Source organism: Streptomyces sp. XH2, assembly GCF_049725035.1.
Lineage (GTDB): Bacteria > Actinomycetota > Actinomycetes > Streptomycetales > Streptomycetaceae > Streptomyces > Streptomyces roseoverticillatus.
Genome location: NZ_JBMMMZ010000010.1, coordinates 363,054 through 380,014 on the forward strand (window position 1 = coordinate 363,054; position 16,961 = coordinate 380,014).

The following is a 16,961-nucleotide window of genomic DNA, read 5'->3' on the forward strand; positions in this document are numbered from 1 at the left end:
GCGCGCCCCTTCGCGATCACTCAGGACGGTCCCTGTGTTCCTTCCCCTGCCCACACCCGTGCCCGGCTCCTCCCCGGTCTCCTCCGGCGCCCCGGGCGCGCCCTCCGAGGCCGACCTCCTCGCCTTCGCCCAGCGCGCGGCCGCCGACGCACAGCTGGTCTCCTCCCTCCCGCTGGACCCCCAGGGCCGCACCTGGATGCGGCTCAACGGGCCGGGCGACAGCGAGGCATGGCTGATCGGCTGGCCGCCGGGCAGCGGCACCGGCTGGCACGACCACGGCGGTTCGCACGGCGCGCTGGCCGTCGCGGGCGGCGTGCTGACGGAGCACTCGCTGGCGGCCCCGATGCCCACGGACGGCTGGAAGACCCTGGAGCTGGCGGACGGCATCGACCGCGAGAGGCGGCTCTCCGAGGGCCGGGGCCGGGCCTTCGGCACCCACCACGTGCACCAGGTGCTCAACGCCTCGGCGGAGCAGCACGCGGTGTCCGTGCACGCGTACTACCCGCCGCTGCCACTGATGCGGCGGTACAGCCGCACGGGGCAGGTGCTGCGGCTGGAGCAGGTCGAGTGGCCGCAGGAGTGGGCATGAGGGTCGAGGAGCTGCTGGCGGCCGCCCGCGAGGGCCTGGACCGGCTCGGCCCCGCCGAAGCCGCTGCCGCTCAGGCCGGGGGCGGGCTGCTGGTCGACATCCGCTACGCGGCGCTGCGGGAGCACGACGGGACCATCCCCGGAGCGCTCGTGGTGGAGCGCAACGAGCTGGAGTGGCGGCTCGACCCGCAGTGCGAGCACCGCGCGGCCGAGGCGACCGGGCACGACCTGCGGGTGATCGTGATCTGCAACGAGGGGTACGCGTCGAGCCTGGCGGCGGCCTCCCTGCGCCTGCTGGGCCTGCACCGCGCCACGGATCTGGCGGGCGGCTTCCAGGCCTGGCGCGCGGCGGGGCTGCCGGTGGCGCCGGGCACGGCCGCGCAGGTGCCGTAGCGCCGGGCTGGCGGGGCACGCCCGTGCCGGGCACCGGGACGCGTCGTCATGCGCCTGCGGCCCCTCGGCGCCGTGACGCCGCCGTGTGGCGCAGCACGGCCTCGCCGGCCTGCCGGCCATGGCGGCGGCCGGGCCGTCAACGGCCTCGCCCGTTCTCGCGGTGGGGGAGCTCCCGATCCAAGCCGTGGGAGAGCACCCGATCCGGGCCGCCTCCCGGACCTCGTGACGGCGCACAGGGCCCGCCTGGGGCCACGGACGCCGTGCCGCTCGCGGGCCGCCTACATGTCCGCCAGGTGGTCCAGCAGCTCCGGGTCCTCGCCCTCCTCCTCCAGCGCGCGGCGCACCACACGCAGGGCGAGGCCCTCGGAGTAGCCCTTGCGGGCCAGCATCCCGGCGAGGCGGCGCAGCCGCTTCTCGCGGTCCAGCCCGCGGGTGGAGCGGAGCTTGCGCTCGACCAGCTCGCGGGCGGTGCGCTCCTCCTGCTCGGCGTCGAGCTGCCCCACGGCCTCGTCGATCACCGTGGAGTCCACGCCCTTGGTGCGCAGCTCGCGCGCGAGGGCGCGGCGGGCCAGGCCCCGGCCGTGGTGCCGGGACTCGACCCAGGCCCCGGCGAACGCCGCGTCGTCGATCAGGCCCACGTCCTCGAAGCGGGAGAGGACCTCCTCGGCGACCTCGTCCGGGATGCCCCGCTTGGCCAGGGCGTCCGCGAGCTGCTTACGGGTGCGCGGGGTCCCGGTGAGCAGGCGCAGGCAGATCGCCCGCGCCTGCTCCTCGGGCCGCGGCGGCGCCCCGGTCTCCCCGGCCCTCGACGAGGAGGGGGCGCCACCGCCGGTACGGTCGTCCACGTCCGGCCCCGGAGGGTCTTCCCCGGCGCCCGGCCGGGGGTACTCCCATCGCCGTGTCATGGATCAGCTCTTGGCAGCCGTGGCCTTGGCCGCCTTCGCCGTGGACTTCGCCGCCGGGGCGGGCACGGACTTGGCCGGAGCATCCCCCTCGGCGCCGGCCGCGGCCGCGCCGGGCTCGCCCTCCGGGGCCTCGGACGCGCCGCCCACGCCCAGCTTCGTCTTGATCTTCTTCTCGATCTCGTCGGCGAGGGCGGGGTTGTCCTTGAGGAAGTTGCGGGCGTTCTCCTTGCCCTGGCCGAGCTGGTCGCCCTCGTACGTGTACCAGGCGCCGGCCTTGCGGATGAAGCCGTGCTCCACGCCCATGTCGATCAGGCCGCCCTCGCGGCTGATGCCCTGGCCGTAGAGGATGTCGAACTCGGCCTGCTTGAAGGGCGGCGCGACCTTGTTCTTGACGACCTTGCAGCGGGTGCGGTTGCCGACGGCCTCGGTGCCGTCCTTCAGGGTCTCGATGCGGCGGATGTCGATGCGCACCGAGGCGTAGAACTTCAGCGCCCGGCCACCGGTCGTGGTCTCCGGGGAGCCGAACATCACGCCGATCTTCTCGCGGAGCTGGTTGATGAAGATCGCGGTGGTCTTGGACTGGTTGAGCGCGCTGGTGATCTTCCGGAGCGCCTGGCTCATCAGCCGGGCCTGGAGACCCACGTGGGAGTCGCCCATCTCGCCCTCGATCTCCGCGCGCGGCACCAGGGCCGCCACGGAGTCGATCACGATCAGGTCGAGCGCGCCGGAGCGCACCAGCATGTCGACGATCTCCAGGGCCTGCTCGCCGTTGTCCGGCTGGGACAGGATCAGGTTGTCGATGTCGACGCCGAGCTTCCTGGCGTACTCGGGGTCGAGGGCGTGCTCGGCGTCCACGAAGGCCACCGTGCCGCCGGCGCGCTGGGCGTTGGCCACGGCGTGCAGGGTCAGGGTCGTCTTACCGGAGGACTCCGGGCCGTAGATCTCCACCACACGGCCGCGCGGGAGCCCGCCGACGCCGAGGGCGACGTCGAGAGCGGTCGACCCGGTGGAGATGACCTCGATCGGCTCGTTCGGCCGCTCTCCGAGGCGCATCACGGCGCCCTTGCCGAATTGCCGTTCAATCTGTGCGAGCGCGGCGTCCAGCGCCTTCTCGCGGTCGGTGCCTGCCATGGGTTCCACCCGGTTTGCTTGAGTCGATCGCTTCACGTCCACGACGCTAACGCCTGCCACTGACAATGCGCCCGGGCGTCGCTCCGGCCTGTGGATAACCCGGCCCGCGAAGAGGCCCGGGAAGCGGTTCCGCACACGGCTCCACAGCGCCGGGGAACCCATAAGAATGGATGTTCGATTTTGCTGTCAAGCGCGCCACTCCGGGCCCGCCGCGGCTCCCGTCGCCCCCAACACCTCGTACCGCCGCACGTACGCACCGAGGAACGCCTGCAGCGTCGCCGCCGCCGGAATGGCCACCAGCGCCCCCACCGCACCGAGCAGGGCGGCGCCCGCGACCACCGAGCCGAAGGCGACGGCGGGGTGGATGTCGACGGTCCGGGCGGTGATGCGCGGCTGCAGCACGTAGTTCTCGAATTGCTGGTAGACCACGACGAAGCCCAGCACCCAGACCGCGTACCAGGGGTCCACCGTGAAGGCCAGCAGCACGGGCAGGGCGCCCGCCAGGTAGGTGCCGATCGTCGGGATGAACTGCGAGACGAAGCCCACCCAGATCGCGAGGGCGGGCGCGTAGGGCACCCCCAGGACCACGAGCAGCACGTAGTGGGCGACGCCGGAGATCAGCGCCATGAGGGCGCGCGAGTAGATGTAGCCGCCGGTCTTGGCGACGGCGAGCTCCCAGGCGCGCAGCACCTCGGCCTGCCGGCGGGGCGGCAGCACGGAGCACAGGGCCCGGCGCAGCCGGGGCCCGTCCGCCGCGAAGTAGAACGAGAACAGCACCACGGTCAGCAGCTGGAACAGCCCGCCCAGGACGGTGGCCGAGACGTCCAGGACGCCGCTGGCGCTGCTCTTCACGTACCGCTGCAGCCAGTCCGAGCGCAGCAGGCTCTCCTGGACCTGCACGCGGGACAGGCTCGTGTGGAACACCCGGTTGACCCACTTGATGACCGCGTCGAGGTACGAGGGGAAGTTCTCGACCATGGTCACGATCTGGTCGGCGAGCATCGAGCCGAGCAGGGCGAAGAAGCCCGCGACGACGACGGTGACGGCGAGGAAGACCAGGCCCGTGGCGAGGCCGCGGCGCAGTCCGCGGGCGGACAGCCGGGACACGGCCGGCTCGATGGCCAGGGCGAGGAAGAAGGCGATGACGATGTTCAGCAGCAGCCCGATCAGCTGCTGGAAGGCCCAGACCGCCAGCATGAAGCAGGCGACCAGGGCGAGCGCCGACACCATGGCACGGGGCAGCCAGGGCGGCATGCCGGCGGCGGGGCCGGGCGCAGGCGGCGGGGCGGGTGGGACGGGTTCTTCCGGAACGGGGTCGTCTGCCACGCCGCAAGTGTGGCCTACCGGGTGAGGCGGAAAAACGGAATCCCGCGGCCGCGGGCGCGGCACGTCAGCGTCTGTCGTCGGGGATCTCCAGTGCCCGGCACACCGCGCGCCACACGTCCTTGGCGTTCCAGCCGGCGTCCAGCGCCTCGTGCACCGTCCTCCCGCCCAGCTCGGACATCACGTGGTCGCGCGCGAAGGAGTCGGCGTACGCCGCGCCGAAATGATTCGCCATCCGCTGCCAGAAAACCGTCAACCGCATGCGCCCAGTATCCCGCCCCTGAGGGTGCTGCCCGCCACGAGCCGCTGACCGGGGCCGTTTTCCGGCCTACGGTCGGTGCATGGCCCGATCCGGAACATCCCCCGCAGTCCGTGCCGAACAGTTCATCTGGCTCACCGCCCGCGTCCTGGAACAGCGGAGATTCGCCTTCCACTTCCTGGACGGCGGCCCCGACGCCGTGGAGGCGGCCCTGGCCGCGTACCTCGGCGAGGACGGCGGCTACGGCTTCGCCCTGGAGCCGGATCTGCGCGGCCCCGTGAGCCAGCCCCTGCACACCGCCCACGCCCTGCGCGTCCTCGACGAGATCGGCCGCTGCGGCGACCGGCGCATGGAGCGCGTCTGCCGCTATCTGACCGCCGTCTCCACCCCCGACGGCGCGCTGCCCGCGCTCCACCCCTCGCTGCGCGGCTACCCGGCGGCCCCCTGGACCCCGGTGGTGGACGACCCGCCGAGCGACCTCCTGGCCACCGGCCCCGTGGTGGGCCTGCTGCACCGCAACGAGGTGTGGCACGCGTGGCTGTTCCGGGCCACCGACTTCTGCTGGGCCGCGGTGGAGGCCCTCGGGAGCGGTGCGAGAACTCACCCGTACGAGGTCTCGGCGGCGGTCGCCTTCCTGGACGGGGCGCCGGACCGGCGGCGGGCGCAGGCGGCGGCCGAACGGCTCGGCCGGGTCGTCCGGGAGCAGCGGCTGGCGGTCCTGGACCCCGCGCGGGTGGCCGACTACCCCGTTCCGGAGGGCTACGCACCGGGCGAGCACCACTACCCGCACGACTTCGCGGCCACCCCGGACTCGTCGGCCCGCTCCTGGTTCACCGACGCCGAGATGGAGCGGTCGCTGGACTTCCTGGCCGCCTCGCAGCAGGAGGACGGCGGCTGGCCGGTCCGCTGGCGCGAGTGGGCGCCCGGCACCCGCCTGGAGTGCCGGCCGATGGTGACCCTCACCGCGCTGCTGACCCTGCGCGCCTACGACCGCGCCGTGTGACGCCCGTCCCACGCCCGGGCACCACCACCCCGTCCGACCCCCACCGCCCCGTCCGCGACCGGCGCCTCATGCGCCCGGCCGCCGGCGCCCCATGCGCCCGCCCTCACCAGGACTGACCTGCGGGTCCGGGGCATTGTCAGTGGCGCGGTGCACGATGGGTGGCATGGCGGACGAGACGGCGACCGGTGCGGCGGCGGATGCGGGCGGGGCTCTGGCGGGGTTCTCCCCGGCGACCCGTGCCTGGTTCACGGGGGCCTTCAGCGCGCCCACGGCGGCGCAGGCCGGGGCCTGGCGCGCGATCGGCGAGGGGTCGGACGTCCTCGTGGTCGCGCCGACGGGGTCCGGCAAGACCCTCGCCGCCTTCCTCGCCTCGCTGGACCGGCTGGCGAGCAGCCCGCCGCCGGCCGAGGCCAAGAAGCGCTGCCGGGTGCTCTACGTGTCCCCGCTCAAGGCCCTCGCCGTCGACGTGGAGCGCAACCTCCGCAGCCCGCTGACCGGCATCCGGCAGGCGGCCGTGCGGCTGGGGCTGCCCGAGCCGGAGGTGCGCGTGGGAATCCGCTCCGGCGACACCCCGCCGGCCGAGCGCCGCGCGCTCGTCAACCGGCCGCCGGACATCCTCATCACGACGCCCGAGTCGCTGTTCCTGATGCTGACGTCCGCCGCCAGGGACGCGCTGGCGGGCGTGGAGACGGTCATCCTCGACGAGGTGCACGCCGTCGCCGGCACCAAGCGGGGCGCGCACCTCGCCCTGTCGCTGGAGCGGCTCGACGCCCTCCTGCCCCGCCCCGCGCGGCGCATCGGCCTGTCCGCGACGGTCCGGCCGGTGGACGAGGTGGCGCGCTACCTCTCGCCGCAGCGGCGGGTGGAGATCGTCCAGCCGCCGTCCGGCAAGGAGTTCGACCTGTCGGTGGTCGTCCCGGTGCAGGACCTGGGCGAGCTGGGCGCCTCACCGGTGCAGGACGGCGGGGACGGCAAGGACAAGCCGTCGATCTGGCCCCACGTGGAGGAGCGCATCGCCGATCTCGTCCAGGCGCACCGCTCCACCATCGTCTTCGCCAATTCCCGCCGCCTGGCCGAGCGGCTGTGCAACCGGCTGAACGAGATCGCCTACGAGCGCGCCACCGGCGAGTCCCTGCCCGAGCACCACTCCCCCGCCGAGCTGATGGCCGAGTCCGGCGCGGCCAAGGGGGCGCCGCCGGTCCTCGCCCGCGCGCACCACGGCTCGGTCTCCAAGGAACAGCGCGCCCTGGTCGAGGAGGACCTCAAGGCGGGCCGGCTGCCCGCCGTCGTCGCGACGTCCAGCCTGGAGCTGGGCATCGACATGGGCGCGGTGGACCTGGTCGTCCAGGTCGAGTCGCCGCCCTCGGTCGCCTCCGGGCTGCAGCGCGTGGGCCGGGCGGGCCACCAGGTCGGCGCCGTGTCCACGGGCGTCGTCTTCCCCAAGTACCGGGGAGACCTGGTGCAGGCGGCCGTGGTGACCGAGCGGATGCGCTCGGGGTCCATCGAGTCGCTGCGGGTGCCCGCCAATCCGCTGGACGTCCTGGCGCAGCAGATCGTCGCCATGGTCTCCGTCGACACCTGGGACGTGGAGGAGCTCCTGGCCCTGGTGCGGCGGGCCGCACCCTTCGCCGCGCTGCCCGAGTCCGCCTACACGGCGGTGCTCGACATGCTCGCCGGGCGGTATCCGTCCGACGCCTTCGCGGAGCTGCGGCCGCGCCTGGTGTGGGACCGCGTGGCCCGCACGGTCACGGGGCGCCCCGGCGCGCAGCGGCTGGCCGTCACCTCCGGCGGCACCATCCCCGACCGCGGCCTGTTCGGCGTCTTCCTGGCCGGAGCCGACTCCAAGGACGGCGCCAAGGGCGGACGCCGGGTCGGCGAGCTGGACGAGGAGATGGTCTACGAGTCCCGCGTGGGCGACGTCTTCACCCTGGGCACCACCTCGTGGCGGATCGAGGACATCACGCGCGACAGGGTCCTCGTCACCCCCGCCCCGGGCGTCCCGGGGCGGCTGCCCTTCTGGAAGGGCGACCAGCTGGGCCGCCCGCTCGAACTGGGCCGGGCCCTGGGCGCGTTCCTGCGCGAGGTGGGCTCCGCCGGGCCGGACGCCGCCCGCGAGCGGCTGACGGCCGCCGGGCTCGACACCTGGGCGGCGGACAACGTCCTGGCCTACCTGAGCGAGCAGCGCCAGGCGTGCGGGCACGTCCCGGACGACCGGACCATCGTCGTGGAGCGCTTCCGCGACGAGCTGGGCGACTGGCGCGTCGTGGTCCACTCGCCCTTCGGCGCGCAGGTGCACGCGCCCTGGGCGCTCGCCCTGGGCGCCCGGCTCTCCGAGCGGTACGGCATGGACGCCCAGGTGATGCACGCGGACGACGGCATCGTGCTGCGGCTGCCCGACGCCGACCTCATGGGCCTCGACCTGCTCGACGCGGACCCCGCCGGTCAGGGCACGGAGTACGACGGCGAGCAGTCGCCCGTCGGCGCCGCGGACGTCACCTTCGACAAGGGCGAGATCGACGGGATCGTCACCGACCAGGTGGGAGGCTCCGCCCTGTTCGCCTCGCGCTTCCGCGAGTGCGCCGCCCGCGCCCTGCTGCTGCCCCGCCGCAATCCCGGCAAGCGCACCCCCCTGTGGCAGCAGCGCCAGCGCGCCGCGCAGCTGCTGCAGGTGGCGAGCGAGTTCGGCTCGTTCCCGATCATCCTGGAAGCCGTGCGCGAGTGCCTCCAGGACGTCTTCGACGTCCCCGGCCTCACCGAGCTCATGGGCGACATCGAGGCCCGCCGCGTCCGCCTGGTGGAGGTGACCACCCCCGAGCCGTCGCCGTTCGCCCGCTCGCTGCTCTTCGGCTACGTCGCCCAGTTCCTCTACGAGGGCGACTCGCCGCTCGCGGAGCGCCGCGCCGCCGCCCTGTCGCTGGACTCGCGGCTGCTGGCCGAGCTCCTGGGCCAGGCCGAGCTGCGCGAGCTCCTCGACGCCGGGGTCCTGGCCGACCTGGAGCGCGAGCTGCAGTGGCTCACGGACGACCGCCGGGCCAAGGACCCGGAGAGCGTCGCCGACCTGCTGCGCCTCCTCGGCCCGCTGACCGACGCCGGGCTGGCCGCGCGCGGCGCGGAGCCGGCCTGGGTCCGGGAGCTCGCCGAGGCCCGCCGCGCCATCCGCGTACGGATCGCCGGAGAGGACCACTGGGCCGCCGTGGAGGACGCGGGACGGCTGCGCGACGCCCTCGGCACGGCGCTGCCCGTCGGCGTCCCCGAGGCGTTCACCGAGCCCGTCAAGGACCCGCTGGGCGACCTCCTCGCCCGCTTCGCCCGCACCCACGGCCCCTTCACCTCCGCCGCGGCAGCGGCGCACTTCGGCCTGGGCACCGCCGTCACCGACGGCGCGCTCCACCGCCTCATGGCCGCCGGCCGCGTCGTCCAGGGCGAGTTCCACCCCTCCGGGATCGGCCAGGAGTGGTGCGACGCCGCCGTGTTGCGCAGGCTCCGCCGCCGCTCCCTCGCCGCGCTGCGGCACGAGCTGGAGCCCGTACCGCCCACCGCGCTGGCGGCGTTCCTACCCCAGTGGCAGCACGTCGGCACGCACAGCCTGCGCGGCATCGACGGTCTGCTGCGCGCCGTCGAGCAGCTGCAGGGCGCGCCGGTCCCGGCGTCGGCCCTGGAGAAGCTGGTGCTGCCCGGCCGCGTGCGGGACTTCACCCCGGCGATGCTCGACGAGCTCACCGCGGCGGGCGAGGTCGTGTGGGCCGGTGCGGGCGCCCTCCCCGGCAAGGACGGCTGGGTGTCGCTGCTCCTCGCCGACGCGGCCCCGCTCCTGCTGCCCGCGCCCCACCCGCTGGAGCTCTCGCCGCTCCACCAGGCGGTCCTCGACGCGCTCTCCGGGGGCTACGGCCTGTTCTTCCGTCAGATCGCCGAGCGGGTCCGCGCCGCCGTCCCCGACGGCACGGAGCCGCAGATCGCGGACGCCGTCTGGGACCTCGCCTGGTCCGGGCGGCTCACCAACGACACCCTCGCCCCGCTCCGCGCCCTCCTCGGCTCGGGGCGGACGGCGGGCTCGACGGCGCACCGCGCCAAGCGCGCGGTCCCGCGCGGCCGTTACGGCTCCTTCACGGCCCGCGGCGGCCTGCCCACCACGCCGACCGCCTCGCGCAGCGGGCCGCCCACGGTCGCGGGCCGCTGGTCCCTGCTGCCCGCCCACGAGCCCGACCCCACGCACCGCGCCCACGCCCTGGCCCGCACGCTCCTCGACCGGCACGGCGTGGTCACCCGGGGAGCCGTGGCCGCCGAGGGCCTCGAAGGCGGTTTCTCCGCGGCGTACCGCGTGCTGTCCGTCTTCGAGGAGAGCGGCCAGGCACGGCGCGGCTACGTGGTGGAGGGCCTGGGCGCCGCGCAGTTCGCCATGGACGGCGCCGTCGACCGGCTGCGGGCCGCGAGCACGGCCCGCGAGCGCGCCGCCGGCGGTCCGGCCGAGGCGCCCGGGGCCCCCTGGGAGGCTCCGTCGGCCACCCCCCGCCGCACCCGGGCCGTCGTCCTCGCCGCCGCCGACCCCGCCAACGCCTACGGCGCGGCCCTGTCGTGGCCCGAGCCGCCCGCCGGGGCGACGCACAAGCCGGGGCGCAAGGCGGGCTCCCTGGTCGTCCTCCTCGACGGCGCCCTCGCGCTTTACATGGAGCGCGGCGGCAAGACCCTGCTCGCCTGGCCGCAGCAGGAGGGGGCGGAGACCGCGGACGCCGACGACGCGGGGCTGCGCGAGGCCGCCGAGGCGCTGGCCGGGGCCGCGCGGGCGGGCGCGCTCGGCACCGTCACGGTCGAGCGCGTCAACGGCGCCTCCGCCCTCTCGTCCCCCCTGGGGGCGCTGCTGGAGGCTGCGGGCTTCCACGCCACACCTAAGGGCCTGCGCCTGCGCGCGCCCTGAGCCGGAAGCCGACGGAGCCGGAGGACGGAGCCGGAGGGCGGACGAAACGGAGGAGCACATGCCCGAGGGAGACACGGTCTGGCGCACCGCGCGGGAGCTCGGCCACGCCCTGACCGGCGGTCCGCTCGTCCGCTCCGACCTGCGCGTCCCCGCGCTCGCCACCGTGGACCTCACCGGCCGCCGCGTCACCGAGGTCCTCCCGCGCGGCAAGCACCTGCTCACGCGCGTGGAAGGCGGCCTCACGCTCCACTCGCACCTGCGGATGGACGGTGCCTGGCGCGTCTACGCCACCGGTGAGCGCTGGCGCGGCGGCCCCGGGCACCAGATCCGCGCCGTGCTGGCCACCGCCGACCGCACGGCCGTGGGATACCGCCTCCCCGTCCTGGAGCTGCTCCGCACCGCCGACGAGCACACCGTGGTCGGCCACCTCGGCCCGGATCTCCTGGGCCCCGGCTGGGACGCGCAGGAGGCGCTGCGCCGGCTGCTCGCCGACCCCGGCCGCCCCGTCGGCGAGGCCCTGCTCGACCAGCGCAACCTCGCCGGCATCGGCAATGTCTACAAGTCCGAGCTCTGCTTCATGCTCCGGCTCTCGCCCTGGCTCCCGGTCCGCGACGTCCCGGCGCCCGAGCGCCTGCCCGCCCTCGCCAGGAAGCTCCTGGAAGCCAACAAGTCGCGGGCCGCCCGCATCACCACGGGCGACCCCCGCCACGACCACCGCGTGTGGGTGTACGGGCGCGCGGGCCGGCCCTGCCGCCGCTGCGGGACGCCGCTGCTGACGGCCGGGCAGGGGGATGCGGGCCGGGAGCGCGTCACGTACTGGTGCCCCGGCTGTCAGCCCGGTCCTGGCCCCGCGGGGCCTCCGGGCACCGCGAGGCCTCCGGGCGCCGGAGACGATTGATCCGAACGAGTGAAGCCCTCAGCTTCCGCAGACGTCCACCCCAGCCTTCCCCGGCCGGGCGCCGCCGCCAGGGGGCGCAGTGCACCGGCAGCAGGCTCAGCCCCCAGCCGCCCGCAAGGACGAGCCCGTCGACGGCCGCGGGCCGCCCCGGCTGCGTGAGCAGGCGCAGCAGCACCCACCACCACACACCGCCGGCGGCGAGCGCAGTCACCCGCCCCAGCAGGACGTACGGCCTGCGGCAGCCCCAGAGTTCACGCCGGACCATGGCTGCCTCCTTCGGCCGACGCTAGACCGGCTTCCCCTGGGCGTGGCAGAGCGCACCGGGAACCGGCGGCGGCGCGCTGCGGGCCCGTACGCGCCCTGCGGCACCCACGGCCGGCAAGCGGCCCGTGGCCGGGCAGAACCTACGGCCGGGTGCCCGCGCTCAGCCGGGGGCCTCGCCCCGCAGCCCCGCCAGCTCCCGCTCCAGCTCCGTGATCCTGCGGTCCCGCTGGTGCAGGTCGGCCATCAGCCGCTGCTCCCCCTCGTGGGTGCCCTCCTGGTACACCCGGCGCACGAAGGCCCCGGCGGTCGTCTGGTCGAGGTCCGTGAGCACCATCAGCTCGTTCGTGAAGCGGATCACGGGGTGCTCTTCCATGCCCCCAGGAGAGCGCGGCCGGGGCGCGGCCGCCACCGGAGAGCGCCCCGTACGGAAGCGTCCCCCGGCCGTCCCGGGCGCGCTCAGGCGTTCTCCGCCTGGAACATCCAGTGGTGCTTCTCGAGGTCTCCGGTCAGGCCGATCAGGAGGTCCTGGGTGACCGGGTCCGGCTCCTCGGTGGCGCGGATGCGCTCCCGCATCCGGGTGATCACGGCGCCGAGCGCGGAGACGAGGGTCTGCACGGCCTCGGTGTCCCGGCACCAGCCGCCGCCGACCGGGTCGATGCCGCTGGTCTTCGCGACGGTCTCGGCGCGGCCGTCCGGCGCGATGCCGAGGGCGGAGGCACGCTCGGCGACGGTGTCGGCGTGCACGCGGGCGCTCGCGACGACCTCGTCCAGCTGGAGGTGGATGGAGCGGAAGCGCGGGCCCACGACGGTCCAGTGCACCTGCTTGGCCACCAGTGAGAGGTCCACGAGGTCGACCAGGGCGCCCTGGAGGGCGTCTCCGACGGTCTTGCGGTCGTGCTCGGGCAGCGAGCTCTTGACGACAGACATCCAGATTCTCCCCATCTCAATGGTTCGGCCCGGTTTGTTCCGTGTTGTTCGTCTTTTTATCCGCCTTCCCGTCGACCCGCCATCGCACACCATCACAAAACGGGCGGCTTCCGGAAACACGAAATCCCGGCCGGATGTCCGGCCGGGATTTCGTGGATAACGCCTGTCAGGCCGCGACCACGTCCACGGCCTCGGCGGGAGCCTTGATCGTCACTCGCTCCCCCGGCACGCCCGTCACGGACGTCACGGACACCGCATTGAACATCGGCCGCATCGGCGCGGGTACCGGCTCGCTCGCCGCTGCCGACTGCGCCAGCTCGGCGAGCGACAATTCATCGCTGACCTCGCGCATGACCTCGGACATCCGTACGTCCAGAGCGTCGCAGATTGCGGAGAGAAGCTCGGAGGACGCCTCTTTCTGCCCCCGCTCGACCTCGGAGAGGTAACCGAGCGAGACCCGGGCGGATGAGGAGACCTCGCGCAGAGTGCGGCCCTGGCGCTGGCGCTGCCGACGCAGCACGTCACCCAGCAGGCGACGGAGCAGAATCATCGGTGGCTCCCTCCTTGGACCGCGAATCCGGATCCTTCACGCCCCACCGTACCGCCTCGGGCTCCGGCCGTGCGGGGAGCTATGTCGTGTTCACTCAGGGCTGCAAACATCCATTCCCCCCGTTGTGTTCCGTATCCTTTGCGCCCACGTTTTCCGTCAGTTCGTTCAGCAGCAGTTCCAGCACCGCCCGGACGCTTTCCGACCGGATCCGGGAGCGGTCCCCGTCCAGCGACAGCTCCCGCACCGGCGTGCGGCCGTCCGGCCCCGCGGCGGCCACGAAGACCGTCCCCACGGCCTTGCCGTCCTGGGCGTCGGGACCGGCGACACCGGTCGTCGCGAGCCCCCAGTCGGCGCCCAGCAGCGTCCGCACACCGCGGGCCATCTGCCGGGCGACGGCGCCGTCGACGGCGCCGCGCTCGGCGAGCAGCTCCTCCTCGACGCCCAGCACCGCGGCCTTGACGTCGGTGGCGTACGCGGTGACCGAACCGCGCACCGCACGGGAGGCGCCCGGCACCGCGGTCAGCCCGGCCGCGACCAGCCCCCCGGTGAGCGACTCGGCGGCGGCCACGGTCTCACCGCGCGCCACCAGGGCGGCCAGGACCGCCGATGCCGTCGGGGCGCACGCGTCGCTCGCGGCACTCATCGGCCCGCGGCCCGTCCGGCCCGCCGCAGGACGACGGCCTGCCGCACGTAGTCGAGCCCGGTGGCCACCGTCAGCACCACCGCCACGGCCATCACCCAGAAGCGGGCGGTGGCCAGCAGACCGGTCAGCGCGAGGATGTACATGCCCACGGCGACCCCCTGGGCGAGGGTCTTCATCTTGCCGCCGCGGCTGGCGGGGATCACGCCGTGCTTGATCACCCAGAACCGCATCAGCGTGATGCCGATCTCGCGGAAGAGGATCACGCCGGTGACCCACCAGGGCAGGTCGTCCAGCGCGGACAGGCAGATCAGCGCCGCACCCATGATCGCCTTGTCCGCGATCGGGTCGGCGATCTTGCCGAAGTCCGTGACCAGGTTGTACGTGCGAGCCAGGTGGCCGTCGAACAGGTCGGTGATCATGGCGACGGCGAAGGCCGCCCAGGCGAAGGAGCGCCAGGCCGGATCGTAGCCGCCGTTGTGGAGCATCAGCAGCACGAACCCGGGCACGAGCAGCAGCCGCACCATGGTGAGGATATTGGCGATGTTCCACAGCCCGGCCGGCCGTGCGGCAGCCGCCGGGGCATGGCCTCCGGTGGCGGAGGCCGGGACTCCGGTCATCTGCCCGCCTCCTCGGTACACCCTCCGTCGCCGAGCGGTTCGGCGATGAGGTCGACGCCCTCGCTCGCCACCACCTCGGCCACGACCATACGGCCGGGGACGAGCTCCGGGCGGGCGCCGAGCAGGACCTGCCCGTCGGTCTCGGGCGCCTGGTGGGCGGCCCGGCCGACGACGCCGTCCTCCTCGTCCACGCGGTCGACCATCACCTCAATGGTCTCTCCGATCCGCTCCTCGGCGCGCTGCGCGGTCAGCTCCTCGGCGAGCCGGGAGATGTGCGCGAGGCGCTCGGCGACGGTCTCGGGGTCGAGCTTGTCCTCGTACGTGGCCGCCTCGGTGCCGTCCTCGTCGGAGTAGCCGAAGACGCCGATGGCGTCCAGGCGGGCCCCGGTCAGGAAACGTTCCAGCTCAGCGAGGTCGTCCTCGGTCTCGCCGGGGAAGCCGACGATGAAGTTGGAGCGGGCGCCGGCCTGCGGGGCCTTGGAGCGGATGGTCTCCAGCAGCTCCAGGAAGCGGTCGGTGTCGCCGAAGCGGCGCATGGCGCGCAGCACGCCGGGGGCGGAGTGCTGGAAGGACAGGTCGAAGTAGGGCGCGACCTTCTCGGTGGAGGTCAGCACGTCGATCAGCCCCGGGCGCATCTCCGCCGGCTGCAGGTAGCTGACCCGGATGCGCTCCAGGCCGTCGACGGCCGCCAGCTCGGGCAGCAGCGTCTCCAGCAGGCGGATGTCGCCGAGGTCCTTGCCGTAGGAGGTGTTGTTCTCCGAGACCAGCATGATCTCCTTGACGCCCTGCTCCGCGAGCCAGCGCGTCTCGCCGAGCACGTCGGAGGGGCGGCGGGAGATGAAGGAGCCGCGGAAGGACGGGATGGCGCAGAACGAGCAGCGCCGGTCGCAGCCGGAGGCGAGCTTCACGGACGCGACGGGGCTGGTCTCCAGCCGGCGGCGCAGCGGCGCCCGCGGCCCGGAGGCCGGCGCCACGCCCTCGGGCAGGTCGGCGGGCGGGGTGTCCTGGGCGTGGCCGGGCAGGGCCACCTCGGCGGTCTGCCGCTCCGCGGGGCTGATCGGCAGCAGCTTGCGGCGGTCGCGCGGGGTGTGGGAGGCGTGGACGCCGCCGGAGAGGATGGTCTGGAGCCGGTCGGAGATGTCGGCGTAGTCGTCGAAGCCGAGCACGCCGTCGGCCTCGGGCAGCGCCTCGGCGAGCTCCTTGCCGTACCGCTCGGCCATGCAGCCGACGGCCACGACGGCCTGCGTACGACCATGATCCTTGAGGTCGTTGGCCTCCAGCAGGGCGTCGACGGAGTCCTTCTTCGCGGCTTCTACGAAGCCACAGGTGTTGACGACGGCCACATCGGCGTCGGCGGCGTCCTCCACGAGGTCCCAGCCATCCGCCGCCAAGCGGCCTGCCAGCTCCTCCGAGTCCACCTCGTTACGGGCGCAGCCAAGTGTGACAAGAGCGACGGTACGGCGTTCGGGCATAGGGCTCAGCCTACTTTGTCCCGGGGCCGCATCCGCTGCCGAGTGCCGGGGCGGGGCCACGACGGCACGAGAGAACGATCACCCGGAGAGGTGCCCTCCGGTTGTCCGTGACCGCCCTCCGCCGCAGGTCAGCCCGCTACGGGGTCGCCCTTGGTGTAGCTGAGGCGCTGGACCTGGCCGTTGTCGCCGACGTTCTTGACCTCCTTGCCGTTCACGAACAGCCGAACGGCGCCCGCGTTGCCGAGGACGAGATCGATCCGGGTGGGGTCGGTGAAGGTCTTGGCCTCGCCCTGCTTGAGGACGCCCTCCTCCAGCAGCCGGCCGTTGTGATCCTTTGCGGACATCCAGGTCTGGCCGTTCTCGGCGGCGAGCTTGACCGTGACCTTGTTGGCCGGGACGCCGGCGATGGCTCCGCCGCCGGGCTCCCGCTTGGGGTCCGCCGGCTTGCCGGACGGCGGCTTCTTGCTCGGCGACGCGGGCGGCTTGGCGGAGGGCGATTCGGCCGCGACGGAGCCGCCCGTGCTCTGGGAGCCGCCGTTGAAGAGCGTGAAGCCGACGAAGCCGACGACGGCCACGATCGCGGCGACCATCGCCGCCGTCCAGTTGGGCCGGCGGGGCTCGGGGCGGATGCGCTCGGCGTCGAAGAGGGGTGCCGCGGGGGTCGGCGCGGGGCGCCCGCCGCGCTCGGCGTCGTAGCGCGCGATCAGCTCGGCCGGGTCGAGGCCGACGGTGACCGCGAGGGTGCGGATGTGCCCACGTGCGTAGACGTCGCCGCCGCAGCGGGAGAAGTCGTCCTGCTCGATCGCGTGCAGGATCGGGATGCGTACTCGGGTGGTGGAACTGACCTCGTCGACGGTCAGTCCGGCGCTGATACGGGCCTGCTGGAGGACCCGGCCGATCGACGGCCGGTCGTCTGCGGGGATGTCCCCGCCGTCTGCGGAGGAGTTGCCGATGGACACGTGGGCGCCTTTCGAGCGTGTAGCCACCTGCTGGGAGTTCAGTCTAGGGGGGATACGAAAGCCGCGGGCAAGCCGGAAGCCGGACTTTGTACGCCATCAGATGATTCTGCGGCGCCG

General features: G+C 74.1%; 16 protein-coding genes. 5 read left to right on the plus strand and 11 right to left on the minus strand.

What is annotated here, in order from left to right:
- Positions 1 to 34: 34 nt before the first annotated feature.
- Positions 35 to 589, plus strand: a complete 555-nt coding sequence (locus ACOTKD_RS22280; RefSeq protein WP_424890749.1) for a cysteine dioxygenase — start codon at positions 35 to 37, stop codon at positions 587 to 589.
- A complete protein-coding gene (locus tag ACOTKD_RS22285; RefSeq protein ID WP_424890750.1) occupies positions 586 to 981 on the plus strand; it encodes a rhodanese-like domain-containing protein in 396 nt (131 codons plus the stop codon). The genes ACOTKD_RS22280 and ACOTKD_RS22285 overlap by 4 nt, the downstream gene beginning before the upstream one ends.
- A 278-nt stretch (positions 982 to 1,259) precedes the next feature.
- On the opposite strand, the gene recX is transcribed toward ACOTKD_RS22285, so the two are convergent.
- From recX to ACOTKD_RS22305, 4 genes are all read right to left on the minus strand, one after another.
- A complete protein-coding gene (gene recX, locus ACOTKD_RS22290) occupies positions 1,260 to 1,886 on the minus strand; it encodes a recombination regulator RecX (RefSeq protein ID WP_424890751.1) in 627 nt (208 codons plus the stop codon).
- Between the two features lie 3 nt (positions 1,887 to 1,889).
- Entirely contained in the window at positions 1,890 to 3,017 is a 1,128-nt protein-coding gene (gene recA, locus ACOTKD_RS22295) for a recombinase RecA (RefSeq protein WP_189382889.1), read from the minus strand.
- Positions 3,018 to 3,203: 186 nt separating this feature from the next.
- A complete protein-coding gene (locus ACOTKD_RS22300; protein ID WP_424890752.1) occupies positions 3,204 to 4,343 on the minus strand; it encodes an AI-2E family transporter in 1,140 nt (379 codons plus the stop codon).
- Positions 4,344 to 4,407: 64 nt separating this feature from the next.
- A complete protein-coding gene (locus ACOTKD_RS22305; protein ID WP_030368707.1) occupies positions 4,408 to 4,602 on the minus strand; it encodes a DUF3046 domain-containing protein in 195 nt (64 codons plus the stop codon).
- A gap of 79 nt (positions 4,603 to 4,681) precedes the next feature.
- On the opposite strand from ACOTKD_RS22305, the gene ACOTKD_RS22310 reads away from it, so the two are divergent.
- The 3 genes from ACOTKD_RS22310 (at position 4,682) to ACOTKD_RS22320 (ending at position 11,412) form a co-directional block, all read left to right on the plus strand.
- Complete coding sequence (locus ACOTKD_RS22310; RefSeq protein WP_424890753.1) at positions 4,682 to 5,602, plus strand: hypothetical protein; 921 nt, start codon at positions 4,682 to 4,684, stop codon at positions 5,600 to 5,602.
- 163 nt (positions 5,603 to 5,765) lie between these two features.
- On the plus strand, positions 5,766 to 10,514 hold the full coding sequence (locus ACOTKD_RS22315) for an ATP-dependent helicase (protein WP_424890754.1): 4,749 nt from the start codon (positions 5,766 to 5,768) through the stop codon (positions 10,512 to 10,514).
- Between the two features lie 58 nt (positions 10,515 to 10,572).
- Positions 10,573 to 11,412 (plus strand): DNA-formamidopyrimidine glycosylase family protein, encoded by an 840-nt coding sequence (locus tag ACOTKD_RS22320; RefSeq protein WP_424890755.1) that lies wholly within the window; start codon positions 10,573 to 10,575, stop codon positions 11,410 to 11,412.
- A gap of 424 nt (positions 11,413 to 11,836) precedes the next feature.
- On the opposite strand, the gene ACOTKD_RS22325 is transcribed toward ACOTKD_RS22320, so the two are convergent.
- The 7 genes from ACOTKD_RS22325 to ACOTKD_RS22355 all read right to left on the minus strand — a co-directional run bounded on the left by ACOTKD_RS22325 (position 11,837) and on the right by ACOTKD_RS22355 (position 16,844).
- Positions 11,837 to 12,049, minus strand: coding sequence for a hypothetical protein (locus ACOTKD_RS22325; protein WP_235487252.1), 213 nt, complete (start codon positions 12,047 to 12,049; stop codon positions 11,837 to 11,839).
- Positions 12,050 to 12,132: 83 nt separating this feature from the next.
- Complete coding sequence (locus ACOTKD_RS22330) at positions 12,133 to 12,603, minus strand: Dps family protein (RefSeq protein ID WP_030368712.1); 471 nt, start codon at positions 12,601 to 12,603, stop codon at positions 12,133 to 12,135.
- 166 nt (positions 12,604 to 12,769) lie between these two features.
- Positions 12,770 to 13,153, minus strand: coding sequence for a helix-turn-helix domain-containing protein (locus tag ACOTKD_RS22335; RefSeq protein WP_030368713.1), 384 nt, complete (start codon positions 13,151 to 13,153; stop codon positions 12,770 to 12,772).
- A gap of 94 nt (positions 13,154 to 13,247) precedes the next feature.
- Positions 13,248 to 13,796, minus strand: coding sequence for a CinA family protein (locus ACOTKD_RS22340; RefSeq protein ID WP_424890756.1), 549 nt, complete (start codon positions 13,794 to 13,796; stop codon positions 13,248 to 13,250).
- On the minus strand, positions 13,793 to 14,413 hold the full coding sequence (gene pgsA / locus ACOTKD_RS22345; RefSeq protein WP_424890757.1) for a CDP-diacylglycerol--glycerol-3-phosphate 3-phosphatidyltransferase: 621 nt from the start codon (positions 14,411 to 14,413) through the stop codon (positions 13,793 to 13,795). Before pgsA ends, ACOTKD_RS22340 begins: the two co-directional genes overlap by 4 nt.
- Positions 14,410 to 15,885 (minus strand): 30S ribosomal protein S12 methylthiotransferase RimO, encoded by a 1,476-nt coding sequence (gene rimO / locus ACOTKD_RS22350; RefSeq protein WP_424890758.1) that lies wholly within the window; start codon positions 15,883 to 15,885, stop codon positions 14,410 to 14,412. Before rimO ends, pgsA begins: the two co-directional genes overlap by 4 nt.
- Before the next feature lie 128 nt (positions 15,886 to 16,013).
- Positions 16,014 to 16,844, minus strand: coding sequence for a helix-turn-helix domain-containing protein (locus ACOTKD_RS22355; RefSeq protein ID WP_030368717.1), 831 nt, complete (start codon positions 16,842 to 16,844; stop codon positions 16,014 to 16,016).
- Positions 16,845 to 16,961: the final 117 nt, after the last annotated feature.